A 26710-nucleotide genomic window follows, 5' to 3' on the forward strand; every position below is an offset into this window, starting at 1 on the left:
TATTCGTCTCCTAATTTAAAATTGGAAATATAAGAACTGCGATGGATTATTAAGGGAATAAAGACTTAAAATCATCAAAACCATAATAAATACAAACCATCTAAAATTAGGTTTAAACTTATCTAGAATTTGATTTGAGTTTGGAAGCAAAACAATAATAACTGCGAAAATAATCAAAATTACTTCCTGCTTATTTATATAAGTTAAATTATGGAATTTAACTCCATTTAATCCAAGAAATCCTGAAAGGACCTTGTTAGCATCAGATAAATTATTCGCTCTAAAGAAAATCCATGCTAATGTAACAAAAAATAATGTCATAATTCTAGCAGGAATTGCACTCATTTTAAAACCAAGATCTCGGAAAGCATGATTAGTTAATAGATATAGCCCATGTAATATTCCCCAAATTACATAAGTCCAACCGGCACCATGCCAAATTCCTCCCAAAACCATTGTAATAAATAAATTTAAATACTTTCGGAACTTTCCCTTGCGGCTTCCCCCCAAACTAATATATAAATAATCTCTTAAGAATGAGGATAGTGTAATGTGCCATCTTCGCCAAAAATCAATTATATTTAATGATTTATATGGTGAATCGAAATTAATAGGAAGCTTAATATTGAATATTAAAGCCAACCCAATAGCCATATCTGAATATCCTGAGAAATCAAAATAAAGTTGCAAAGTGTAACTCAACGCCCCCCCCCATGCTTCTAATAGCGTAAGTCCTTCTGATTTATCAAAGACAGTATTTGCTAAAGGAGCAAGAGAATCTGCTAATAAAAGTTTTTTGGATAAACCTATTGTAAATAAAAAAATACCTCTTGTGATATTTTCGTAGTTAAAATTAAATATTGATGTATCAGAAAATTGAGGAACTAATTTGGAATGATGAACAATCGGCCCTGCTATTAATTGCGGGAAAAAGACAACGAAGAGTAAATATGATGAAAACTTATAATGAGATGTCTTTTGTTTGTAAGAATCTACTAAATACCCAACCTTTTGAAATGTAAAGAATGATATACCTATAGGTAACGTAATGCTTAAAGCTTGAAGTGAAAGATGAGTAAAGGAGTTAATATTTTGTATAAAAAAGTTATAATACTTAAAATAACCTAGTAACAATAAATTAAAGCTGATTCCTAATGTTAAAATAACTTTTGAAGGAATTCTGTTTAATATAGTTCCAAAAGCATAGTTAAATAAAATACTAAATAGTAATACCAATAAATTAAATGGGTACCAATATGAATAATATATTAAGGACATCAAAATCAACACATAAAGTGCCAATCTTATATACTTTATCCGAGCTAAAGAGTAGTATAAAATAAAAGTAATTGGAAGAAAAATAAAAATAAACTCAACGCTATTAAATAGCATACTTATCCCCTTTTTCAGCTCTTCTTTTAGTGAAAGCAAATATAAAGAAAATAAATAATAAGGTAATTCCTCCTAAGAAAGAATAATGTCTTTTATTTATCAAAGTAGATTTGCCTACTAGTTTTAGTTGAAACGCTGAGTCTATAGTGTATACTGCTACTTGATGAGTTCCCCGATTAAGTTTGGATACGTCCAAATGGTATAGAAATCCTGAATTTAACGAGTTCCTTAATTGTTTATACTCTTTATTAACATCTAACCTTTCTAAGCCCCACTCAGCATTTCCCTGAAAAACATTATCAACAAAAACAACTACGTTCTTGACATCAGCTGATATAACCCAACCTTGAATGTCATAATTCGAAACAGCTGGTAGAATATTTTGATATTTGGATGGATATTCTAAATTCGAGATAATTTGGGAGCTTACTATCAAATCTTTCTTTAAGTCTACCTTTGCTCCAGAGTTTGAAATAATTTCAATTCTAACAGCGTGATTACCATCCGCTATCTCATTAATAGTAAATGAAAAGCCACTTTTGTCAGAATCTTTTATATCAGGATATGCTTTTCTAACATCAGGTCTTGAAATTCCATGTATTGCATTCCCAACCAATTGTTCATCCAAATAAACATTTAATTTATTTATTCCATCTTTATCAATAGCCCAACCAATTACTTCTACTTGGAGTTTATTTCCTGATATAACAGTGACGCTCTCTAAATTTCCGACTGGAGGTTGATTATCAGCAAGAGCAGCTAAAGGGAGAATCATAAAAAAGATAACGCTAAATATTGTTACGCGTGATAGCAAAACCTTCCCCCCTTTATATCATCTACCAATTGCTGCATATTGAAATCCAGCTGTTCTTATTAAGTCTTCATTCAAAAGATTTCTTCCGTCAAGAATAACAGGGAGCTCCATAAATTCCTTAACGGTAACCCAGTCGAGAGTACTATATTCATTCCAATCAGTTACCAGTATCAAAGCATGACTATTTTCAACTGATTTAAGAGTATCTATTTCAAATTCAATATCTTTTGATTCCGCAACATACATTTTCTTGAAATTTTCAATGCCAATTGGATCAGTTGCTGTAATTTTAGCTCCTTCAGCTTTTAATGCTGCAATTAGTCCTGCTGCTGGTGATTCTCTTACATCATCTGTATTGGGTTTAAATGTCAAACCGAGTATGGTAATTCTCTTTCCTTCAAGTACCCATAACATCTCCTTCAGAAGAGCAACAACTCGTTCTGGTCGACTTTGATTAATTTTAATTACTTCCTTAAGTAAACCAAAATTTAGATTATACGATTCTCCAATATGGAGGAATGCACGAAGATCCTTTGGAAAACAGGAACCCCCAAAACCAATACCAGCCTTCAAAAAATCTTTGCCTATTCGGTTATCGTAACCCATTCCCTCTGCCACTTGAGAAATATCCCCACCAACAGATTCACAAAGATCAGCTACCATGTTGATAAACGATATCTTAGTTGCCAAAAAAGAATTTGCAGCATATTTAATAATTTCTGCTGTATTTGAGTCCGTAACAATTTTGGGACAAATGAAGGGCTCGTATACTTTTGATAACAATTCCCTGGCTCTATCCGTGGTGCAACCAAGAACGATGCGATCCGGTTCCTTAAAATCTTTAATGGCTACCCCTTCTCGCAAGAATTCAGGATTGGAGGCAAGGTCAACCAGGTGTTGGGAGCCTTTCGCGTACATCGTAGCTATTTTTCTCATCCATGCTGATGTACCTACTGGAACTGTACTTTTGACAACAACTAGACGGTATTGTCCAAGGCTTACGCTTTGTTCCACGATCTCTTTCATGGCTGCTTCAATCTGTGACATATCAGCACTCCCATCAGGTCTAGAAGGGGTACCTACACAAAGGAAGATGATTTCACAATTCTCAACCACAGATTTTCCTTCCTCTGTAAATTGAATACGACCTAACTGAATATTTTTTTGCAATAGTTCAGTTAAACCTGGTTCATATATTGTATTTATTCCTATCTTCAGTTTTTCTAATTTCTCTTTGTCTTTTTCAACTACCCATAGTTTATACCCCATGTCAGATAAACACACTGCTGTAACCAACCCAACATACCCTGCTCCAAAAACACCTATATTCATCGGTATTCCTCCTAGATTCTATTTCGGTATATTTTGTAAGATCTTTTGCGCTATTTGTTTCTGGTCTTTAATATTCTCATCTTGGAAAGCAATCCGATAAAAGCGCAGTGTTACCATCTTATCGGGTTCTAGATTCATAACTGGAAACGCAACAAACCTTATCTTATAATCTCCATCACTTTTTTTACTTTCTTCCTCGATGAGTGACACTGTCTCATTGATGTCTCTTGGAGTTGAATCTACAAATTTCCGTTCAATTGTTGTATCATTCTCTAATTCATTAAATAACAAATAATTAGATGATATACCTGTTAATGCATATGGGTTATCTGTATATATTCCGCCATACACCTTTTTTTCTTTATGATACGTTCCGACTACTACTTTTTCAGAAGTAGGAATTGATTCAAATTGATTACTAATCATCGTATTATTTGCATTTACAATCAACGTTTCAACTTTAGATTGATTTTGATCTGGCAACCACATGAAAGCAGCATCTTGGTAAATATAAAGCAGATCCGCGGGTTCTGGGTATTTGTTGGTAATTGTTACTGTCGTTTCAACCCATGGTTTACCCGAAACTAATGTATGATCCTCTCGTATATCAAGCTTTGGAGAACTAACACTCTTAGTAACCTCAGGCGACAAGTTGGTTCTTAAACCTTCAGCAGCATTGAATCTAAAAGACTGTCGAGCTAATAGTTTATCATCACTCAAATACCTGTCTTTTTCCCAATTCAAATAGGATCCATAAACAATATTGTAGGATGATTTTGTTTTTGCCAAAATCATCGTATCAGGATCACAAAAATACTCTCCACCACTCCAAGGTTGGGGATTATTCATATCAATCGGATGAATTTTCGGACCATATTTTGATAAGAAACCATCTTTCGCAACACCAATTCCTATGCTTGTTTTTGGATCTACAAACCAATCCCATCCGGAAAAAGCATCATACGCATCGCTTGTATATCGTACAATTCCGTTAGCTATAGAATTTTGAACAGGAGTAGCTTGGTTTCCCCTCGCTGCTCCTGTATAGTAATCCGTTGTAATAATTACTAGAACAACTACATAAATGGCAATTAACCACTTATATCTCGACTTTCTCATGATGAACTATTACCTTTCTTACTCAATATGTTGATTCCATTCCCACTGTCTCTCTAATCCTTCTTTTAATTTCACTTGTGGGATATAACCAAGATCATTATTTGCTTTGGAAATGTCCGCAGACGTATCCCTTGCATCACCTTTTTGCTTATCACCAAATTTTAGTTTCAATTTTTTCCCTGTTATTAGCTCTACTTGATTTATAACATCGAGCATAGAAACTCTAGTACCTCCTCCTAAGTTATAAACCTCTCCAGGCACGCCATGGAGAGCGGCAAGATAATTTCCCTGAACAATATCTTCTACAAAAGTGAAATCTCGTGTTTGCTTACCATCTCCATAAATCGTGAATTCTCGGTCACTTTTTAATGCAGAGAATATTAACTGAAATGCCATATCGGGTCTTTGTCCCGGCCCATAGACTGTAAAGAATCGGAGAGCCACCGTCGGAATATTAAAATTACGATAGTAAAGATAACACAAATTTTCAGCAGCAAGCTTAGTTACTCCATACGGTGAAACTGGTTTTGGTATCATTTTTTCGTTAGTAGGGAATTGTTCTGCATCCCCGTAAATTGATGAAGTTGAAGCAAACACAAATTTTTTTAAACGATCAGCTCCAATTGCTTGCTGAAGCATATATTGTGTAGCTTCAATATTATTTTTAGTATAAACGGTGAAGGTAGTGCCCCAGCTTGCTCTCACACCAGGTTGTCCAGCCAAGTGGAAAACATAATCATGTTTTTCGTACAATTCTTTCCAATTCAATTCTAAAATGCATTTATCAATAAAATTAAAATTGGGATGTCCAACATTTTTCAATAAGTTTCTCGTCTTAATTTCTGCAGAATAGTAATCAGTGATTGAATCAATTCCCGTCACGGAATATCCTTCTGATAATAACTTCTGTGCAAGTGTAGATCCGATGAACCCTGCAACTCCAGTAACAATAGCCTTCATTATGAAATCATCCTTATTGATATTTTAGATAAGTCGATCGAACTTCGTTCTTTCGCCTTAAGAAAGATTCGTACCATTCAACTAACATAATAAGTGCAAATAATAATCTTTCTCTTTGAATGCCATGACCCATATCCTCTTCAACGATCCGAATTACCTCATCCACATTTAAGCCCGGTATTCTTTTATGCCTGAAATAGTATTCATAACTTCCATTCGCTTCAAACCACTGCGTAATCCATTTTCTCATTGGAAGAACGAATCCTTGTTTGGGTCTCTCAAGAATTTCTGGAGGCAAAATTTTTGCTGCAACTCTTCGTAGAGCAACCTTACTCGATTCCTTCGTAATCCTTTGTGAATCAGATAAATAAAGCCCTGCCTCTACTACGCTTGGTGCCAGGAAAGGAGCACGACCTTCCAAGCTATGCGACATTGCCATTCTATCGAACTTGACAAGAAGGTCATCAGGAAGCCAAGTGTATAAATCAGCTAATGAGGCTCTCTGTAACTTATTATCAGTTTTCGCCAATAACGACATTAAATTTTGCTCCCACCGATCTGGATCATTAATGGGAATGCCAGGAATTAATCGCTTACGACCTTCCATATCCGTTAAAAGTGGAAACCCCGAAGGTGTAATTGGCACAGGATTAGATATAATCCTTTGCAACATTTCTTCTTTGTCGGTCGAACGTCCAAGCCACATCTTTAATTTGTCTTTCAATGTTTTGTTTTGCAAAAAACTTCGATAGTAGCCATACCCTGCAAAGATCTCATCAGCACCTTCACCAGCCAAAGCTACAGTAACATGATTTTTTGCTTCCTGACATAACCAATATAAAGGAAGTAGTGCTTGGTCCCCTATTGGTTCATCAAGAGAACCTGCTACTTTAGGAAGTAAATCTATAAAAGAATTTTCATTAAATTTAAAGCTAAAATGTGTGCTTCCAATTGTCTTGGCTACTAGGGTAGCATACTCACTCTCATCATGGCTTTGAGAGTCAAACCCCATTGAAAAGGTACAAATATTGGGTTGATGCTTTGCCGCTATAGCCGCGACTATTGAACTATCCAGACCACCTGATAAAAAAACACCCACAGGAACATCAGAAACCAGTCTAGATTCAACAGCCTCGTGAAGTAATTGCAATAATTGCTCGTCTGATTTACCTTGTATCTTTCGGCCTTGTAAAGAAAAATATTGTTCAATTTGCGGAATTGGATTATTGACCGTTATTTCGGCATAATGCCCAGGAAGAATTTTATTAATATCTTGGAATAATGTAGCTTCCCCAGGTACATAATGAAGTGCCACATATCTAGACAAAGAAGTATAATTGAATTCATCGTTCACCCATGGCAAAGCAGCTAGAGAAACCATGTCAGATCCATATGCAAACTTGCCTTTTTTATAACAGTAGTATAATGGTTTTTCACCGAATCTGTCCCTAGCAATATACAACTTTCTTTTAGGTCTATCGAAGATAGCTATGGCAAACATGCCATCCAAACGCTCCAATAAACCTTTTATTCCCCATTGCGTAAATCCATGAGCTAAAACTTCTGTATCACTATGACTTTTGAATTCAAATCCAGCTGACTCCAATTCCCTTTGTAGTGCTTTATGATTGTATATTTCTCCATTTTGAAAAGCAACGACTTCGTCATTTCTACTGTAAAATGGCTGCCATCCTCCGGTTAAATCAATAATAGATAATCTCCTCATAGCCATCGCAATGTTCTTCTCAAAAAAATGGCCCTCACCATCAGGGCCACGGTTATACATGACTTGATTCATTGCTTCAAGGAAATCAGACGATATGAATTCTCTTTCCAGATCAATGATGCCTACAATTCCGCACATCTATCTTGACCTCCCACTCAACCAAGCTTCTCTAAATATTTGTCCGTAAGATTTAGCCATTGAGTCATAATCATTTAGTAAATTCAGTACATGTTTACTATTGTGTGCTAATTTCAAACGAAAATCAGGTAATTCGATAAAACGTCCAATGTGCCTAGCTAAATCCTGAACATCTCCCGGTTGGTAAAATACACCATTTACGTCTTGTTGTACTTGCTCCGTAATACCGAACGCAGGCGTTGTAATAATTGGCAAACCACTTGCCATTGCTTCCAAAATAACTCTTGGGAAACTCTCAATTCTTGAACTGCAAACAAAAATATCTGCTGCTGAATAGTACAACGCTGTTTCAGATGTCTCTGGAACTACAATAATTTTCTTTCGGAAATCCTCGGACAAGCCTTCAATGAACATATGCATTTGTTTACTATAATCGCTCGGTCTGTCACCAACAATGAAACATTTAATTGCTTTAACCTGATCCTGCTCAAGTAAAGCTACTGCTTTTACCAGATCCATCTGACCTTTTCTATCGCAAACTGTTCCTAACAAAAGAACCATCAATTCATCTGAATCAACATTTAAGTGCTCTCTTGCTTTTGTGCGCGGCCATTTATCCATTTGCTTATATAAACGTTCTCTGTCTAATCCGTTATGAATTGTCGTAAAATTATGATGAGCATTCAATGGTAGACAACCATTTCTTGTAGCATTTGCCACAAAAATAATTTTATACGGATAATTGAAACAATTTAGTGCCCTTGCAGCAATATCATCACCAAAGTGATTAAAATAAGTTTGCCATGGTTCACTTTCTCTTGGATTCCAGATGCTTGGCAAGTCACTAAGCTTCGCTGCGTCTATAGCATAGAACGTCTGCAAAGTATTCCCATAAACAAGTTCAACATTCCATCCTTGAATTTTCTGTTTAAACTGATTAATGGCATTGTCATATGCATATAAATTCGATACACCTGTTAGAGGATGGTTAAATACTTCGACAGTAATTCCTTGATCCTCATAAGCTTTTCGTAGTGGACCATCATAAGGAGAATATACGATTGGATCAATAATACCACTGTTCTTTAAATGTACCGTCATTTCATACTGACTATAAGGAGCTCCCTCCCAGTTCAGGTTAAATGCACACATTAAAGTTCGAATCGGCCTGACATTCTCGTTTACAATGACTACTTTTGATGCGATGTCAAATTGCTCATTATCCAGTAATAAATTTGGATTATAGTAGGGATCGACCCATTCTCCATATGCTTCTCTGAAAGCAGCGCCCTCAGCCGGATTATCTGCAAATCCACGAGAATATCCTTCATAGTGCCTTAGTTCAGCGTCAGGGCAATACACCACTCTATATCCTGACATATGAAGTCGATAACAATAGTCTACATCATTATAAGCAACAGCAAATCTTTGTTCATCGAAACTACCTTGTTCCAAAAACAATTGACGTGGAGTCAGCATACAAGCTGCTGTAACAGCCAAAGAATTACGTAACACTTTCGCATAGCTAAGATAACCGTTATTCCATTCAGGCATTAGTTTAAACGATGGCCCAGCCATCCCATTATAGTATCCGTGAGTTATTCCCGCATGTTGCAATCGACCATCCGGGAATAGAAGTCTAGCACCTACTGCACCAACTCCTTTTATCGATAGATAACCAACCATTTGACTAAGCCATCTCGGATTTATTACCTCGGTATCATTATTCAAAAATAGCACGTAATCTTCTTTAACTGATTTAACTGCTTGATTGTTTATATACGCGTAACTGAACTTACCGTTAGGATTTGATATTTTCAAAACCGTATGTGGCATTGATGCTAAATATTCTAAGGTTTCTTGATCATCACTATCATTGTCAATAATGTATACTTGGTAATTCTGGTAGGTCGTTTTCCTAATAGAATCAATACATGCTTTAAGTATCTTATATTGATTTTTTGTTGGGATAATAATTGCTACACTGGGTCCATAATCATAAAATTCATGAGAATATATACCGCAAGCTGCTTTCAGAGCCCATTCAGGTTGATATACTTTAGCGTTAATTCCACGGCGCTCCAATGCTTCTTGAACAGCCTTCCTACCCGCCTCAAAACTTTCTGGTTTAGCTGCTCCAGATGATGCAGTCGAATTCGGAAGAACCCTCCAATGATAGAGTACCATAGGAATATGGCCAACATGTCTTGCTTTCTCGGTTACTCGAAGTGCAAGATCGTAATCTTGAGATCCTTCAAACCCTCTTCTAAAACCTCCTACTTGTTTAAACAGTGAGGTTCTTATTACAAGTATATGACTAAAGTACATATACGAAAGAAGGAGCTCAGGTGACCAGTCAGGTTTGAATTGAGGAGCAAATCTGCTTCCCCTAGTATCGATTTTATCATCATCTGAATATAACACATCAGTCTTTGGATTAGCCGCGACATATAAAGCAACCTCTGCCAGAGCATCTGGGGTCAGTTCATCGTCATTATCCATTAAGATGATGTAATCACCGGTTGCTAATTCTGCTGCTGCATTTGAAGAAACACTAATATTACCGTTAGACTCCAGATATCTAACTTTGATTCTATCGTCTTTTTCAGCCCATTTTTCCAAAGCAGGTCTAATGTTAGGATCAGGACTGGCATCGTCAGCAATTAGCAATTCCCAATTGGAATACCGCTGCTGAAGAACACTTTCAATAGCTTGATCTAGATACTCAATAGGTGGATTATAAACAGGCATAACAATGCTTAATTTTGGCATATGTGCCATTTGATTTAGTTTTGAATTGAGCAAACTTTCCCTACGATTATTCCATTCATTGACCTCTAACCAAGCTTGATAACTTTCTAATGTTTGACTTAATACAAAACCAGAAGGTGGGAGAATCTGATCATTAAGAATATGATGTTGGTTTGTTCTCCATTTGTGAATTGCTTTTCTAGCCAAGTCAGGTATTTCATTCAGATTCGGATATCTGCCTCTTTGCGTTCTCCAGTCACGTGCTTTGGTGATAGCATATTTGGAAAAGCCAAACCATTTACGAATCTTTGTCTTAAAATGATTAAAAGTATTATCTAATATAATTTCAAGTCTAGAAACCCGAGTTAATCTAACCCCAGAAAGTGTAAATTCCCCTTCGGATTCTATAGGGTCAAATCTCAAATTAAATAAATTAGCATCAAAATGAATATAGTGTTTATTTTTGGCACCTATATTACCCATTCCATAACTATCTGCCTCATTAAATGAACGGCCTTTATCGAGATATAACCTCATTTTCCCTTGAGTGGAACCAATAGGAGTAATATCTAATGTTAACTTTGACCAACCCACTGGATATCTCCCAACAAGATGAAATTGAGGATCTGTCCCCGTAGATTTCCATTCCGATTCTTTAGTTTTTTCAAGCTCTGCTACAACCTTTAGCTTTAAATCATAACTTTTCCGAATAAATAAATCAGTTAAACTGCGTGTGTAAGCTTTCGGATTCCTTATTACTTTGCCTAAAGTACGAAAAGGCTTTGTTATCTTCCAAGAAAATGATAAATAGATATTATCAATCAATGTTACTTTATCGTGAAGTTCTGTCTCTAACTGTTTTAACGAAACTGTTGCAGAATCCAATCTCTTTTGTATCTTGAAATTATTAACATGAAACTTTTCATTTTCGTCTTTCAGATTTTCGATTTTTGAAATCAAAATTATATGTTCTGCCTGAATTTCATTTAGTTTTTTAACCTTAAAATCAAATTTTGTTTGGAGCTCATCAATTTCACTCTTTATTTTAGCAAACCGTTTTTTTTCTTCGGATAACTGATCAGATGTTATCTTAAGTTGATAGTTTTGATCTTGAAGTTCTTCAAACAAATGGTGCGGTGAATCTTCACTATATTTTATTGCAACTTTGAGTCTTGCTGCTTCATCTTCTATTCTTACATATATTTGTGGATCCTTACTGGTCGCGAGCAACTTAATCTGACTACTTTTTTCACTTATCTTTATTATATCTTCTGAGAAGTTAATCTCTTGAGATTGAAAAGTTTTTAGTTCGATCAAATTTGAATCATATATTCTTATGGAATCTATTTGTATAAAAGCTGGGATGTTCGTTGGATCAATCCGCAAATCCCCTGAATATCCTTTTGGCAATTCTATTTGAAAATATTCCATTTCGTTTTCAGTATTAAATTGGACAATAGCCGAACTTCTTTCATTAAACTGCCCATTTTCTTGCCAATATACTTGAAAGAAAACTGGTGAAGTAGAAATCTCAGTTTCTGCAATTAAATCAATACAGTTATCTTCCGATGTTATATTATCTTTTTTCTTACAAGTGAAAATAAACTGGTATACATGGCCGTCTCTAGATGATAATAAATAATCACGTACCTGTTTTGGATAATCTATATATGATTGTTTAAACTCGGTCAACTCAGGTGTACTTATAGTTGCATTTAGAATTACAGGAGCCAGATCAGCAGAGTCGATCAATTGGAGGAGACTTTTTCTGGTAAAGAATCGCAAGTGTGTTTCATCTAACAGTCCAAGCTTTTTATATTCAAATTCCCCGTGCATTAAACTCATAACAATAGCATTATGCCCAACATTCGGAACTGAAATTATTATACGACCGGTATCGCTAAGCAATTTACTTGCAGCATTAAGTACTTTCCAAGGATTCTTCAAGTGCTCTAACACATCCGCAAATATAAGAAAGTCATATCTTTGATCATGTAATTTATCCAACCACAACATCTCATCCAAATCTGCAACTATCATATCATCGCAAAATTGGGCAGATATTTCCGCAGAATTGGGATCAACTTCAATACATGAAATATAACAATTTAATATCTCCTTCAAATATCGAGTCATATAACCAGTAGCTGGCCCGAACTCTAAAACCCGGCTATTAGGAGTAATCTGACGCAAAATAATTGAAGGAGAATTCTCTTCTGTAAGATTTAATTCGTGATCATACTTAAGCATCTCTTACAAGCCCTCACATTTCCATTGATGTGGTAAATATGCAATCCCTTCAGCAAAATATTCCCCAGAATCAATTCTAAATGAATCGTACCTGGATTTGTAATCCAGAATAACAACAGCTGAGCTTTCAAAAAAACCTATATCGACATAGTATGAACCAGGTAATAAATTCATTTGTTCATATGAGAGCACCAGTTTATAATTCCCAGGATTACTAGGTATTTGATAGGAATCTAACTTTGTATTCAGTCCACAAATATAATTACTTTGCTTATCATAAAGTGCTATGCCACCAACTATACCTGCCATTTCTGTATGAAGTGTATACTCTACTGATACATTCACACGCTCACCAAAGCGAAAACTCTTCTGTTCTAACCCTGCTTCATCAATAAAACACACTTTATCAATAGTTAATATTACTGAATTGGAAGTACCTTGCTCCAGATGTACATCTTCTCTAACGCTTTCGAATTTCATATAATCCTGATATTGTTCAGTTACAGCCTTGACATCACCACGTAGATGTATTTCGCCATCCATCATCCAAATTGCTTGGTCACAAAAATTTCGTACAGAATAAGAATCATGGCTGACAAAAAGAATAGTCTTACCTTCTTTTTTAAAAGACTTCATTTTATCAATGCATTTAAGCTGAAATCGCATATCACCTACTGCCAATGCTTCATCGACAATCAGTATATCCGGATTAACATGCACGGCACAAGCAAAAGCTAACCGAACAAACATCCCAGATGAATAAGTTTTCACCGGTTGATCAATAAATTCCCCTATTTCAGCAAAATCTTCAATCATTGGCATTCTCTCAATCATTTCAGCTTGTGAGAGTCCCATGATCGCCCCATTCATAATTGCATTTTCTCTTCCAGTAAACTCTGGATTGAATCCACTACCTAGTTCTAATAATGCAGACACTTTTCCATTAAGATTAACTTCTCCACTACTTGGTTTAAGTGTACCTGTTATAATTTGAAGAATTGTACTCTTCCCTGATCCATTTTTACCAATTATTCCAATTGTTTCGCCTTTTCTTACATCAAAAGAGACATTATTCAATGCCCGAAACTCTTTGAAATATTGTTTTCTAGAACCTACAAAGAATTGCTTAAGACGGTGCTGAGGAGTGGGGTACATTCGAAATGACTTAGAAATATTTTTCACTGAAATTGCAATATCAGATAACATCCGCAAACCCCCCTCTCAGTTTCTGAAAGCAATAATAACCAATCAAAAGCACTACAATTCCAATCAATGTATTAAATCCCAGTCCCGTCCAATTTGGAAGCATACCAAAAATAAAAATATTTCTTATATCTTCAACTATATAAGTAAACGGGTTAATTGCATAAAAAGGCTTTAAATAATCAGGGATACTTGTAACAGGATAAAATATAGGACTTAACATCTGTAAAGCTTGGACAGCAATTCCTACAATTTGGCCTATATCTCTTAAATAGACGCCGATAGCAGCAAGAAACCATCCTAACCCTGTTGCATAGAGAAGTAAAGGTATGGTTACTATAGGAAAATATATTATAGTCCAATGAAATTCACCAAGAAACAAAAAAACACCAGAGATCAGTATAAATATACTGATCATGGCATGTATTATCGAGGAGCCTAAAATGCTGATCGGTAATATCTCCAGAGGGAACACTACTTTTTTCACATAATTAGAATTACTAACAATTAACGAAGGTGAACGTGTTGTAACTTCAGAAAAAATACTAAATACAGACAAACCTGCAAAGATAATTAGTGCAAACTCCATTTTACTACCACTTCCGGTATTCCACTTTGATTTAAAAATTTCACTGAATACAAAGGTATACACAGTAAGCATTAATAGAGGGTTCAGAAAGGACCAAAATATCCCTAAATAAGACCCTTTATATCTACTAATAACATCTCTTACTGTAAATTGTTTTATTAATTCTCGATGATGCCAAAAGTTCTTAAACATAATAGAAAACTCCTGTTTTTATATTTGTTATTAAATCAGCTTTGTTTACTGCATTCAAAAAAGTCGAGTAAGTCATTTTATTAACCATTTGGATACCATCTTCTATTTTTATTCAATAAAATTGAAAATTTCAAAGTAGTGTTTTTTTAATACAAGTAACGGCCGACAAACTTTATTTAGGAAAAGCTAATTCTGACGCAGGATCAAGATGTGATTTGAAGTTTAACGCCTTACACATTTCCATTTGGAAACTCCCTTCCATCTATGCTAAAATAAAGTCGAACTTTAGCGAAGAAGGAGACTATTTTCTCATGAGTGCAAGGAAAAATGCCTACGCGGCATCACGTGCAAAAGCGAATGGAACGATGACGACAGAGAAAAGCTCTGTTATTTTTTGGATCTTGGTTGTATTTACGGGCCTGTTCATGTTCTGGGCACCGTTTCAGCGGGCGTTGTTTAATGGGGGAACTTTCGATTTCGAGCGCTCCATCTACTCGGGTTCAGTATGGTCCTCCATCATCCTGCTGCTGATTGCCATCTTAGCTTTCTTTGTTTTTAAGCTTAAAGAGCACAAAGATGTTTTAACGATTCTGGTACTCATCATACCTCTTACCTATGTCATTTCTTTGTCGAATGCCGCCTCGCACTATTTGGCAACCAATATGGTGTACATCCAAATGCTGTATGCAACCTTCTTCATTTTAGGCGTATTTCTGACAAAAAACAAGCTTGGAACGTCGATTGTTGCCAGTTTGTTGATGATCTCGGGATATTTTATTGTCGTGTTCGGACTCTTCTACTGGCTGGGCAACGGCAATTTCGCCGGAACCGTCGTTGGTTGGTTTGCTTTTATGGATGGTACGAACCCAACCTTGTACCGTGATGCGGTTATGGTGGACTCGAACGGTTACCGATTAACTTCCGTGTTCCAATATGCGAATACGTATGCGGCGTTCCTCATCATGTTGTCGCTTGCTGCACTATTTTACATAGTGAAGTCTCGCAAATGGTTATCGATACTCCCACACGCGTTCCTGATCGTGCCGGTGCTCGTTTCATTCTGGCTAACGCTCTCCCGCGGCGCGATTGTGGTGATTCCGGTTATTTTCCTGATCATGCTGTTCTTCTTCTCAATCAGCAGACAGATTCTAGCTCTCCTTCAGTTCGGACTGGCTTTCATAACGTCTCTTCTCATTCTGCAAAAAGTGACAGACATCGGGATCGGCTTACAGAAGCAGCCTAGTGCTTCAGAATCATGGCACGGCTGGTCAATTCTACTGATTGCCTCTGTAGTTTTCACAGTGGTAGCTATCGTTATACAATTGTTCGTTGCACCGTGGTTGGAGCGCATTACGGCTCGACTGGAAGCTAAGAAGTATGCTACTTTCATTCTCCCGGTCGCTGCGATTGTCGTAGGCGTGATTGGAGCTATTCTTATCCTGAGCGATACAGGCTTTAAAAATATTCTTCCTGAGAACGTGAAAACACGGATCGAAAATATTAACTTCCAGCAGCACAGTGTGTTGGAGCGCGGTACGTTTTATGTAGATGCCGTGAAGCTGTGGTCGGATTATCCAATAATCGGTGCCGGCGGTGGCGCATGGGCTTCCCTATATGAGAAATATCAGAATAACCCTTATACGAGCCGCCAAGCTCACAACTTCTTCCTGCAGTATTTGGTTGAGGTCGGAGCGCTTGGGTTCCTTATTTTTGTCGGTTTTGTGCTTGCTGTCTTCATTTACTACATTCGAAGCTATATCCGTAACAAGGAGTCGAGGGATCTTCACTTCCTGTTCTTCATTGTGACGATTTCACTCTTGATTCACAGTATGATTGACTTTGATTTGAGCTATGTGTATTTAGGCGCTATTCTGTTCCTTGCGCTTGGTGGAATGCTGAGTAATGCGTCTTCAGCTCCGCTGCGTTTGAAGTCGGAATCTATGGCTGTTCATAAATCATTCCCTGCCCTATTGGCCGTCTTATCGATCGTGATGTTCTACATCTCCGCTCAACTCGTTTCGGCTAACAGCTCTTATAAACAAACGTTGCAGGTTATCAAAACAAGTCAGGACTACAACACGATTGTGAAGCCTCTGGACGAAGCCATTTCGCTGCATCCTGCTCATCCGGACTATGTGTTGACAGGGCAAGTGAGCCGAATCGGCATTTTGCTTCAGGTGTATAATCAAATGCAGAAAGAAGATCCTGCGAAAGCAGAACCGTTTTTCACTCAAGCCCAAGATCTTCTGAACCAGCTTCTGGCGAAGGAACCGCATAACCGCATAGCGGCGATGCAGCAGCTTAACATGTATCTCATCAAAGGAAAGCACCAAGAGGCGCTGGACTGGTCGAACGCCCAGATTCCTAACTATCCTTGGTATACGGAAATGTATGAGAAAAGTATTTCTTTGAACATTGATCTGGCTAACCAAGCAAGCGCCAAGAACAATATCCAAGAGTATAAGTCAAGATTGGATAGCGCATTAGCCACGTATCAGCAAGTGCTCGACAGAGTGGAATCACTGAAAAATCTGCCTAAAGAACAGGCCCAAGGCCGTGAATTTGCGGTCACGCCGAATATGGCGCTGTACGTCGGACAAATCAACTACATGCGCGGAGACTATGCCGCTGCTGCAGCTACGATTCAACCACATATCAAAGATAATCTCGATGATCAAACGAATCGCGGTTTGATCCGCTGGTATCTGGCCGCTCTGCAGAAGGATGGCAAACAGGACCAAGCTTTGCTTAACAATCTGATTGCCAAAGATCCTGCCGAGAAGCAAAACATCGAGGCCATTGTGGCTACGAATTTCCCAAAATAATGCCCTAACCGAAGCCGGGCAACGAAATAAAAGAAGAAGCGTCGCATCATCGCGGCGCTTCTTCTTTTATTTCTCCACCCACTCGCGCCGCAAGGCAAACAGCTCACGCAGCTCGCCCGTCGATAGCTCCGTGACCCAGCTCTCGCCCGTGCCGACGATGTGGTCGCTTAAGCCTTGCTTGCGCCCGAGCATTTCGTCGATGCGCTCTTCGAGCGTGCCAAGTGCAATGAATTTGTGCACTTGCACGTCGCGCGACTGACCGATGCGGAATGCCCGGTCCGTCGCCTGGTTCTCCACGGCGGGGTTCCACCAACGGTCATAGTGGAACACATGGTTCGCCGCCGTGAGGTTCAACCCCGTCCCTCCCGCTTTCAGCGAGAGGACGAAGATCCGGCAGCGCTCGCCCTCCGGGAGCGCCTCGTCCTGGAAGCGCGCGACCATCTCATCGCGCTTCGCCGCAGGTACGCCCCCGTGCAAGAACTGCACGGGCTCGCCCCGCTCCTGCGCGATAACGCGCTGCAGGAGCTGCCCCATCTCGACGAACTGCGTGAAGATGAGGCAGCTGCCTCCATCGCTTCTGAGTTCGTCGATCATTTCCAGCAGGCGCTCCAGCTTCGCTGAGCGCCCGGCCGCCGCGGAGCCGCCGGCACCGGCTTCGACCGCCTTTGCCCTTGCTCCCGCCCTGGCTCCTCCGGGCCCGACCGCCTTCGCCACCTCTGCGCCACTCGCTCCTCTGGATCCGACCACGGCCTCTGCTGCCTCCGCTCCTCCAGCCTCGCTCTTCGCCTCCGCTGCCGCACCTGCGCCCACACCCCCATCATCCTTCAAAATCAACGAAGGATGATCGCATATCTGCTTCAGCCTCATAAGCGAAGCCAGGATCAATCCCTTCTTCTCCATCACGGAGACGCTGTCGATCCGCTCCATCATGCGCTGCACGACGTTCTCGTACAGTGCCGCCTGCTCAGGCGTTAAGCTCACATACGTCTTGGACTCGATTTTCTCCGGCAAATCCAGCTGGATGGCCGGGTCTTTCTTCACGCGCCTCAGCAGGAAGGGCTGAATCAGCCGCTGTACCCTTGCCGTAATTTCCGGCGCGCCATCGGTGCTTTTCTCAATCGGCCCTACATAGTGATGAGTGAAATGCCGCAAGGTCCCAAGATACCCAGGGTTGATGAAGTCAAAGATCGACCAAAGCTCGGTCAGCCGGTTCTCAAGCGGGGTCCCCGTCATCGCAATGCGTTGACGGGCTTTCAGTCCGCGTATAGCTTGAGACTGCTTGGTGTAGGCGTTTTTGATATTTTGCGCCTCATCCAGACAAAGAGCGTTCCATGTTACGCCGGATAGCTCCTCTGCATCGAGCAGAGCCGTGCTATAGGAGCTGAGCACCAGATCCGCTCCGGCAATAGAGCCTTCGAAAGCATCCCCTTTGGCACGCTGAGCCCCATAGTGCAGATGTATGTTAAGAGATGGCGCGAACCGGGTAAGCTCTTTCTGCCAGTTGCCAAGCACGGACGTCGGACAAATCAGCAGGGAAGGAGGTATACTCGCTGATCTGGACGGAGTCTCTCGCATATGTCCTTTGAAGTTTGCAGCTGGATTAACGGACATATTCTCATTCTTCACCGCCAGCAAGTACGCAATAAATTGCAGCGTCTTCCCAAGCCCCATATCATCGGCCAAACAGCCGCCCAGACCAATCTCACGTAGAAAAAGGAGCCAGGACACCCCTTCCGTCTGATAAGGCCGCAGATTCGCTTCCAAGCCGTCGATCCGCTCAACGAGGGGAATGGATTTCCGCAGGTTCAATTTCTTCAGCAGCGCTCGCAGGGAGGCATTCAGCTCAATCTGAGCCTTAAACGCGCCTTCGCCTTCCCCTTGGCCGGAGCTGGAAGCTTGAAGACGCTTCGTCTCCGTCACAGGAGGTTCCGTTAATTGGGCATCCAACACATCCCGAAACGTCAGCCGCTCCTTTTTCATCATCAATGCTTTAAGCTTCTCAAAATCCGCTGGATGCAGCTGCACCCATTTGCCGCGGATATAAGTCAGCCGCTTCTTCTGAAGGGCGATTTCATAGAACTCCTCTTGAGACAGCACCACCCCGCCCAGGGCAATCCGCCAATCATACTGGACGATGTGATCCATGCCGAACATCGGTCTGCGCGAACCGCCGACGGAGCTCCGCACTTTGGCCCGCAGCTGCGGCCGGGCACGGCTGACCTCCCCCCACCAGGAGGGAAGGAATACGGAAATACCTGCCGCCACCAACGCTAGGCTCGACTCCGTCAGGAACTCCCACGCCTCGTCGTCGGACAGCTGCTCCACGATTTTGCCCTTCTGAAACTCGCTCTCCAGACTCGGCAGTATCCGCAGGATCCTTTGACTCTGCTCTTGTATTCTCGCGGCTATGCCATCCTGCCAAGCCTCAGGCACTCTCCCCACCAGACAATTCCCCGTCGTGCTGAACTCCACGATCCGGTTCGCATCCTTGCGGTCCTGCGCAATGAATCGCAGCCGCCAATCGGCGCCATTATCTTGGGCCGAAGTCGTGCCGTCCACGTAAGTCTCGGCATAGGGCTCCAGCAGCTGCACACAAATCCTGTACGGCATACCGTCCTGCTTCCAGCCGATCGCCAGCAGCCAATCGTCCTCCCGCATCCAGTTCACATTCGGAGACGGCCCTTGGGTCACCAGCGGGCTGCTTTCCGCCAATCGCCGCCAAGCCAAGCCAATCGCCGACTCAGGCTCTTCTCGAACCAATTCCAATGCCGCAATGCTAAACCAGTCCAGCCAGAACGATTCATCCAGCGAACCGCCGCAAAGCCTTTCGAACTCTCCCAGCTTCGCACCCGGGAACTGCGGCTTCCAGCCCGCACTCCCACGAAGCCAATGCTCGAAAGACGGCTTGTACCAGCCGGACGCCAGCGCCTCCTTGAACAGTGCCGCTCCCTTTTTCAGCCTCAGCGCAGCCTCATCCCAAGATAATTTCCCATGCAATAAAATACCCGGTGCTGCCAAGTAATCCAACGCCATATACGGCGAAAGCTCCAAGCCTATCCGGTACCCGACCTGAACGTCTTGGATCCCGGTCCCATAGAACGACCGCTCATGCCAGGCAAAAAGCAGCTTTCGCAGCTCCGTCCCGTGCACCTGGTTCGCCTCCTCCGTTTCACCGAAGAAGACGAAGCTCCTTCCGGGCAGCTTATCGACCCGGATATGGATCTGTGACAAAGAGATCATCGCAGCAGACCTCCTTTGTGCAATTCGGCTTGAAACGCCCGGTAACGCGAGCTTTTCTTCACCAGCTCAGCCAGATAACTTTCGAAGCGCGGCGCCATCCTCAGCTTTTTGTAAACAGCCTCCAGCTTTTTCAGAAGCTTAACCGCTTCTTTATAGCCCAGCCGGGTCTTCTCCCCCATCCACATCTCCACCGCATAGTGATAGATCGGAAGAAGGACAGGAGGATCCGCTTTCTCCACTTTTTTTAACTGGGCGGACTCGATCGAAGCAGGCGTATACCCCAGCAGCAGATGCAGATCGGCCCATGCCCGGTACTCCTCTTTGTCCAGCAGGAACCGGGAATAGTGCCCATAGCTGGAAGGCAGCAAACTCACCATCGCCTCTCTGAAAGCTCCCTCCACCTCTACGTCATTCACCGCTTCCTGCCACAAATCAAGGTAAGCCATCGTGAAGTCCTGCGCCTTATCGCGGATGACAGGTCTCAGCCACTCCAGCCACTTCAACAACCGATTCCACTGCTGCTCCCGGACATAATCCTCCATATAGCCCAACCAATCCCTAGGATCGATCTCCTTCAGCATAGCTGCTATCCGGTCCCAAGCGTTCTCATCATCGCCAGCCATCAAATCAAAATGAGCCAGCGACTTGACCGCCGCATCCCTTGCCTGCCCGGGGCCCGAATTCGCCGCCGCTTGCCGCAGCCGAACCAGCTCGTCCGCAATCAGACTTTTCTCGTTAAGCAATCCGGACCAGAGAAGCTTATGGATCTTGAACCAAGACCAGTCACGATACACGGTCTCCACGGTCTCCTTGGCAAACTGTTCCGCCGCATAAGCCGCAAGCTCCTGCAAACGCGCCCTGTACGCCCTCTGAGCCTTACCGTTATCGATTTTCTCAAGAACAGAGGTCAGCTGATCCTGACCGTGCTTCGCAATTTTGGCGAAATAGTACCCTGCCTGATAAAAGAAATCCGGAGCACCGCTGCCGCTGTCCCTCTTCGAATCAACCAAGGCATCGACCAGCTGCTTAAGGTAAAGCGCGACCAGAATATCATAAATCCCCCGAATCGTCGGCTCCCAATCATCCGCCAACTGATTCAGCTGCCTCCAGGCGCGATTATAAAGCTCTTCTACGCTGTAAGCGTTATATACCTTCGACTTGCCATACTGTTTATCAAAATAAGCCATCCAGTCCGCGCACGTTCCTGCCGGCTTCGGCAGCTTAATCCCGCCCCGGTGCTCAAAATACTCCATTTCCAACATTCCACGGTCCTCCATCGACATCTGCCTGTCCCTCCATTATACAGGAAAAGGCAAAGGCATTCCTTCCCGGCCGATAAGAAAAAACCGGCAGGAATCGTCGCCGATTCTTGCCGGGGCCAGGGCCGCAGCTATTATTTGTCGCGCAGCATGCCTTGATGCGGATGCGGGTGAGTGCCGCAATACTCATCCGTTTCCTCACATGTGTATACATGCTCATAAACAGGAACACAGTGATGTCTGTTTACGATTTGGATCGGATGGATAACTTGCACTTTTTGCGGGTGATAGAAGTCTCTAACCACTCTTTCCGGACTTGTCATTATCGGGTCAGCTGGGGGGCACTGGAATTGTTTTCCTGTTGGTTGATTCGGTTGATAAGCCATTCGTAAAGTCAACTCCTCATTAGGTTTGTGTTAGTATACGTTTATCCCTAGTCCTAGGAATGTACCAATGCCTATATTTCCAATAATTAGGCGGGTTCAGACGGGCCAAGCAGGTATCTGTCCACACAGGCGCCAATAAGCCAGGCACCAAACATGAATTTCCAACTATCTGCCTGCCATTTACCTATTTTTTTTGTTACAATTGGAGGATCGGACTTATTGGGATTTGGATTATCTTCCATACGGAACACTGTACACATTTGAAGGAGAGAGAGTAAGATGAATCATACAACTTCTACCACTTATTCGGATACTCGTCATCTAACTTACTCTCAACCCTGTGACTATTCGGAAATGCGCATCCACCATAACCTGTGGCAATACTTTCACTATAAACAAATTGAAAACCGCTTGCATGCCTGGACGGACGCCGCCCAAGGCAACTATTTCCGCCGGCCGCTCAGCTGGGATTCGTACGAAGGGAATCTGCGAATTCAGCTTCCTGCGCTGCCGGAGGGATACGTCCCGCTATCGCAATTGACGATGGATTCCCTGACGGATGAAGCCAAAGGGAAGCTGCTCCTATCGCTGTGTAACGCACTTACCGGTTTACATGCCGGCAAGTTTTACTTGGGCTTCCTGCTCCCGGAACACTGCTTTGTTCATTCGAGAACGTGGGCTGTCCTCCTGGATGTGCAACCGTTTCCTTCAGCTATAGAGTTCGTTAATCACCTGGTGCCGGACTATCCATACACCTTATTCCCGCGCTATGCGCGAAGATATCTTCTCTCGCAAGTCGCCGATTTCGAATGCGTCCATCGGATGATGAAATGGCTCTTCGGTGAAGCCGTTCCTTCCACCCTGCGGCCTGTATGTGATCGGTTGCGCGACAAACCGGAAACCTTCCTGTCTGCAAGCGAAATTGCAGAGCTTATACAGGACGCCCTGGCTTTGTCTGCAGAACGGCGTCCGGCTGACCTACAGCTCGCGAAGGAGCTGTATCCGGCCGTTGCGCCAATTTCACAGGAACAGCAGGAGCTTTTTCGCGCTTTCCTGAAATCGCAGGACGACCGTCTCTTAGGTCTAATCTGTGAGGATGAAGCTGTTCGTTTCGATTTATACGCCCAATATATCAATGAGGTCGTAGAGGAAGGCTTTTTCTTCAAAATCGTCTCCCAGGAGCTTCCGTATTCCACCCTGCGCGAGGTTGTCTCGAGAACGCTGCACAAAGCCTACGATACGCTGCCTGAAGCGATTACGATGCTGCGCAATCTAGCCCGGAAATTCGATCAGCTGCTCAAAAAGCACTATGAAGGGGACGATATCCTCTATTTGCTGACGGAATGGCTGCATCAATTTTTCAACTCGATCATCCCGCTCTTCCCGGTGCATAATTTTGTCTTCACCTTCGAGAATTGCGAAAGCTTCGATACCGATTCGCAGCTCATCCTGTTGAACTTCTGGCGGGAGCACGGTCATGAGATGAAATGTTTACATTTCATTTTTAGCGGCAGCCGGATGCCCGTCCATTTCGCTAGCGTAACGTCCCAAGTGCTGGAGATCCGTCACTGCGATCCGGCGATTTATGAGCGGATGCTCTCCTCGCAGCTCGGCCGGGCTGATTCAGCGCTCGTTCGCGAGCTGACCGATTGGCTCCAAGCCCACGACATCAATGTGTGCCACTGCCGAATCGTTCTGGAGGAGCTGATCCGGGCCGGCTATTTGGAGCTGACGCGCAACGGCTGGCATCCAACCGCCAAGTTCCGGCTTCATGCCGACGAACTGAATCCGGGCCGGCTGTTCGCGGCTCGCATCGCGCTGCTGGATACCAAGGAGCTCGAGCTGCTCAGACTGCTTAGCTGTCTGCCCATGCCTGTGAACATGGTTTCACTGTTCACGGCCAATGGGGTCGATGTCGGCACCATGTTGCTGTCGGTCACAAAGCTTGCGGCGCAAGGCTTGATCCATGTCAGCCGCAATGACAGCTTGTTCATTGCAAACGACATCGCCCATTTGGTGCTGGATCAGCTGGCGGAAGATCAGCTGGCATCTTACTACCGGACGGCGCTCGTTTACATGCATGGCTTTCGCCCGTTTGCGCTGCCTCAGCTCATAACGCTCGCTAGTCAGGCGGGGGAATATAAGGTCGAATACTATTTGCTGCTCCAATATTACAAGCAAATTCGCTCCCTGCTCTCCTACAGCCAGAAGGTCGAGCTGTTGGAACGCATCAAATATTTGCATCAGAAGCTGGAAAGACCCTATCTCATCTTCCTGGACCGGCTGCTAAGCCGCATCTATCATCTGCTCAACCAATTCGCGCTGTCCGAACAGCTTGCTCTCACCGTCTACGAGCAAACCGGCCGAACATCCGACAGATTCGGGTGGATTTATATCCGGACGCTTCAAAATAAAGTAGACGTCCATCGCCTGCGCGAGACGCTGTTTCCTTTCATCGCTGACGAAGATCAGCCTTTGGAGGATCGGGTTCGGGCGGCCTTCCTGCTGAATACGAGCAACCTGTGCTTTCCCCTGCAGGATGAGGACATGCATGCGCTGCACCTCTTCTACAAGGAGGTTATCTATCCGAATCGGCACCGGCTCTCGCTGCGTCATTTCGGAGAGATTACGTACTATTACACGATTAATATGCTTATTCATTTCCCTGAAACGGAAGAATGGGCCTTGTCGATTGCCGCCAAGCTGGAGCCGCTCTTGGACACATCACCGCATACGGATCTGATGCTTCGGCTCTACGACGTTTATTCTTATCAGAGCAATAACAAGCTCATTAATACGTACGTCTATCGGGGCATTGAAGGTGCCAAAAGGTCGGGCTATACGATCAAAGAGCAGGTCGGTCATCTGAACGCAATGGAGTTCACGCTGAATCAAGGCGATATCGCCAGTTTTCAGTATCATCAAGAACGGGTCCTTCAGATCGACGAACTCAGGCGCAAAGATTTGGCCGAGAATTATCAAATCATTCAGCTCTTGTACGCTTTGGAGTGGCAGGACTGGTCTCTGTACCGGCAGGTGGAAGAGGAGCTGCTCGAGCAGCATATGACGGAATCGGGCTCGGCTTTGCTTCATTTCTATCAAGGCTATGCCGCATTTCGCCTGCATCAGCCTGTGCCAGAGCTCCAGTACCTCGACAACGAGAATCATGGCGTATTCTTGGAGGCTCTGCGCCAGATCCAGTTGAGAAACAAACGGAGCGCTTGCGAGCTTTTTGAACAGTTCATTGCGAGAAATAATTCCGGCCTCTATGCCGGCTGGGCTTACCGGGAATTGCTGACCCTGCAGCTTGAGCTTCGTTCGGAACGGTTGAACGATTCGTTCGAACAGTTCGCAGAATATTTGAAGCGCTGCTCGTATGATGTTTTCTGGCCTGATTACTATCGGCTTTCAGCGGAAAGAGCCCTGTACGAAGGGGAAATCCAGCAAGCGCTGCTGTACTTGCGAAGAGCCCTGAACGGCTATCAGATTATTAAAAAGGAAGCTTGGCAGCCTTACTTGAAGGCTTGTATCGAGATGGCTATCAAGCCTGCCTACGAGCCGGCATCATCATATATCCTAGAAGACGACTACGTTCGAAAGATGGCCGCCGAACGCGAACAATGGCTGCTCCTGTCTCTGGATCTGCAAATCATCATTGAGCTCAGCGAGCAGGTGACGGAAACGTTGGATTTGGCGACTACCATGCAGCGGCTGACGAAAGCGCTGTTCGATTATTTCCCGGTCCTCCAACTCGCCATCACCTACAAGCTGCTGCATTATAAACAGAAGGTTTTCGTCACGGCCTCCGGGCTGCGGGATCATGACGAATTGACACCCTACGCCTCCCGAGGCGAAGAGAGCAGTGCGCTCGCCTTCACGCTGTTCCAGCGCGGCGATCAAGAGATCACCTTGAAGGTGCATGTCGATGGCATGACCCGCACGAAGCAGCAGCATATGGAGCATTTCCTGTCGTTCATCAAGCCGCACATCATCAACGTGCTCCTGCATCGGGAAATGGTCATCGATAACTTGACAGGCTTCTATTTGCGAGGCTATTACATGGACAAGCTGCGGGAAGAATTCGCGCTGTCCGGCCGCTACGGACTCGATCTGTCGGTGATCATGATCGACGTCGACAACTTCCGTAAGGTCAACGAATTCGGTCATCCCGAGGGCGACCGCGTCCTGCGGGAAATCGCCGACATCTTCCGCTTTAATTTGCGGAAGAGCGACATCGCCGGCCGTTATGGCGGCGAGGAGCTCATTCTCATTCTGCCGAAGACAGACGGCAAGGAAGCTCTGCGCATCGCCCATCAGCTGCGGGAGGAGATCGAGAAGGAGTTCGCCTATGGGCGGCCTTACAAGATCACCGTCAGCATCGGCGTCTCCTCCCTGGAGCTGTGCCGGCCTTGCTCCGTCGAGAAGCTCATCGAGCAGGCCGATTCGGCCGAGATTATGGCGAAGCGGACGGGGAAGAACAAGGTCGTGGCGGCTTGGGAGTTAGATTAGGGGATTTTGAACAATGGCCAATAAC

The 26710-nt window shown here is 43.2% G+C and carries 14 protein-coding genes; 2 read left to right on the plus strand and 12 right to left on the minus strand.

The window, feature by feature from the left end; all coding sequences use genetic code 11:
* Positions 1–15 precede the first annotated feature (15 nt).
* From J2X61_RS02380 to J2X61_RS02420, 9 genes are all read right to left on the minus strand, one after another.
* A complete protein-coding gene (locus J2X61_RS02380; protein WP_396135388.1) occupies positions 16–1290 on the minus strand; it encodes an MBOAT family O-acyltransferase in 1275 nt (424 codons plus the stop codon).
* Positions 1291–1381: 91 nt separating this feature from the next.
* Positions 1382–2206 carry a hypothetical protein gene (locus tag J2X61_RS02385; RefSeq protein WP_310185570.1) on the minus strand — a complete coding sequence of 275 codons (825 nt, stop codon included), beginning with the start codon at positions 2204–2206 and terminating at the stop codon, positions 1382–1384.
* An 18-nt stretch (positions 2207–2224) separates the two neighbouring features.
* Positions 2225–3538 (minus strand): UDP-glucose dehydrogenase family protein, encoded by a 1314-nt coding sequence (locus J2X61_RS02390; protein WP_310185573.1) that lies wholly within the window; start codon positions 3536–3538, stop codon positions 2225–2227.
* Positions 3539–3556: 18 nt separating this feature from the next.
* Positions 3557–4657 (minus strand): hypothetical protein, encoded by a 1101-nt coding sequence (locus tag J2X61_RS02395; protein WP_310185576.1) that lies wholly within the window; start codon positions 4655–4657, stop codon positions 3557–3559.
* 18 nt (positions 4658–4675) lie between these two features.
* A complete protein-coding gene (locus tag J2X61_RS02400; RefSeq protein WP_310185579.1) occupies positions 4676–5617 on the minus strand; it encodes an NAD-dependent epimerase/dehydratase family protein in 942 nt (313 codons plus the stop codon).
* 13 nt (positions 5618–5630) lie between these two features.
* Positions 5631–7481: an asparagine synthase (glutamine-hydrolyzing) gene (gene asnB, locus J2X61_RS02405; RefSeq protein WP_310185580.1), complete on the minus strand. Its 1851-nt coding sequence runs from the start codon at positions 7479–7481 to the stop codon at positions 5631–5633.
* The gene (locus J2X61_RS02410) at positions 7482–12482 is read right to left on the minus strand and encodes a glycosyltransferase (protein ID WP_310185581.1); all 5001 of its coding nucleotides are present in this window, start codon (positions 12480–12482) and stop codon (positions 7482–7484) included.
* 3 nt (positions 12483–12485) lie between these two features.
* Entirely contained in the window at positions 12486–13688 is a 1203-nt protein-coding gene (locus tag J2X61_RS02415) for an ABC transporter ATP-binding protein (protein ID WP_310185583.1), read from the minus strand.
* The gene (locus J2X61_RS02420) at positions 13678–14466 is read right to left on the minus strand and encodes an ABC transporter permease (protein ID WP_310185584.1); all 789 of its coding nucleotides are present in this window, start codon (positions 14464–14466) and stop codon (positions 13678–13680) included. The genes J2X61_RS02415 and J2X61_RS02420 overlap by 11 nt, the downstream gene beginning before the upstream one ends.
* 311 nt (positions 14467–14777) lie before the next feature.
* Here J2X61_RS02420 and J2X61_RS02425 point away from each other — a divergent pair, with 311 nt between their 5' ends.
* Positions 14778–17291 carry an O-antigen ligase family protein gene (locus J2X61_RS02425; protein ID WP_310185586.1) on the plus strand — a complete coding sequence of 838 codons (2514 nt, stop codon included), beginning with the start codon at positions 14778–14780 and terminating at the stop codon, positions 17289–17291.
* Positions 17292–17357: 66 nt separating this feature from the next.
* Here J2X61_RS02425 and J2X61_RS02430 read toward each other — a convergent pair whose 3' ends face one another.
* The 3 genes from J2X61_RS02430 to J2X61_RS02440 all read right to left on the minus strand — a co-directional run bounded on the left by J2X61_RS02430 (position 17358) and on the right by J2X61_RS02440 (position 22113).
* Positions 17358–20531 (minus strand): DEAD/DEAH box helicase, encoded by a 3174-nt coding sequence (locus J2X61_RS02430; RefSeq protein ID WP_310185588.1) that lies wholly within the window; start codon positions 20529–20531, stop codon positions 17358–17360.
* Entirely contained in the window at positions 20528–21793 is a 1266-nt protein-coding gene (locus J2X61_RS02435) for a hypothetical protein (RefSeq protein WP_310185590.1), read from the minus strand. The genes J2X61_RS02430 and J2X61_RS02435 overlap by 4 nt, the downstream gene beginning before the upstream one ends.
* Positions 21794–21924: 131 nt before the next feature.
* Positions 21925–22113 (minus strand): hypothetical protein, encoded by a 189-nt coding sequence (locus J2X61_RS02440; RefSeq protein ID WP_310185593.1) that lies wholly within the window; start codon positions 22111–22113, stop codon positions 21925–21927.
* Between the two features lie 342 nt (positions 22114–22455).
* On the opposite strand from J2X61_RS02440, the gene J2X61_RS02445 reads away from it, so the two are divergent.
* Complete coding sequence (locus J2X61_RS02445) at positions 22456–26685, plus strand: GGDEF domain-containing protein (RefSeq protein ID WP_310185596.1); 4230 nt, start codon at positions 22456–22458, stop codon at positions 26683–26685.
* Positions 26686–26710 lie beyond the last annotated feature (25 nt).

It is taken from the genome of Bacillus sp. 3255, assembly GCF_031456485.1.
In the GTDB taxonomy this organism is placed as follows: Bacteria; Bacillota; Bacilli; order Paenibacillales; family NBRC-103111; genus Paenibacillus_E.

Bases quoted from the DNA above. Each gene is read 5' to 3' on its own strand.
- J2X61_RS02400 (WP_310185579.1), bottom strand. From the start codon at position 5,617: ATGAAGGCTATTGTTACTGGAGTTGCAGGGTTCATCGGATCTACACTT.
- J2X61_RS02435 (WP_310185590.1), bottom strand. From the start codon at position 21,793: ATGTTGGAAATGGAGTATTTTGAGCACCGGGGCGGGATTAAGCTGCCG.
- J2X61_RS02445 (WP_310185596.1), top strand. From the start codon at position 22,456: ATGAATCATACAACTTCTACCACTTATTCGGATACTCGTCATCTAACT.
- J2X61_RS02425 (WP_310185586.1), top strand. From the start codon at position 14,778: ATGAGTGCAAGGAAAAATGCCTACGCGGCATCACGTGCAAAAGCGAAT.
- J2X61_RS02440 (WP_310185593.1), bottom strand. From the start codon at position 22,113: ATGACAAGTCCGGAAAGAGTGGTTAGAGACTTCTATCACCCGCAAAAA.
- J2X61_RS02430 (WP_310185588.1), bottom strand. From the start codon at position 20,531: ATGATCTCTTTGTCACAGATCCATATCCGGGTCGATAAGCTGCCCGGA.
- J2X61_RS02395 (WP_310185576.1), bottom strand. From the start codon at position 4,657: ATGAGAAAGTCGAGATATAAGTGGTTAATTGCCATTTATGTAGTTGTT.
- J2X61_RS02415 (WP_310185583.1), bottom strand. From the start codon at position 13,688: ATGTTATCTGATATTGCAATTTCAGTGAAAAATATTTCTAAGTCATTT.
- J2X61_RS02390 (WP_310185573.1), bottom strand. From the start codon at position 3,538: ATGAATATAGGTGTTTTTGGAGCAGGGTATGTTGGGTTGGTTACAGCA.
- J2X61_RS02410 (WP_310185581.1), bottom strand. From the start codon at position 12,482: ATGCTTAAGTATGATCACGAATTAAATCTTACAGAAGAGAATTCTCCT.
- J2X61_RS02420 (WP_310185584.1), bottom strand. From the start codon at position 14,466: ATGTTTAAGAACTTTTGGCATCATCGAGAATTAATAAAACAATTTACA.
- asnB (WP_310185580.1), bottom strand. From the start codon at position 7,481: ATGTGCGGAATTGTAGGCATCATTGATCTGGAAAGAGAATTCATATCG.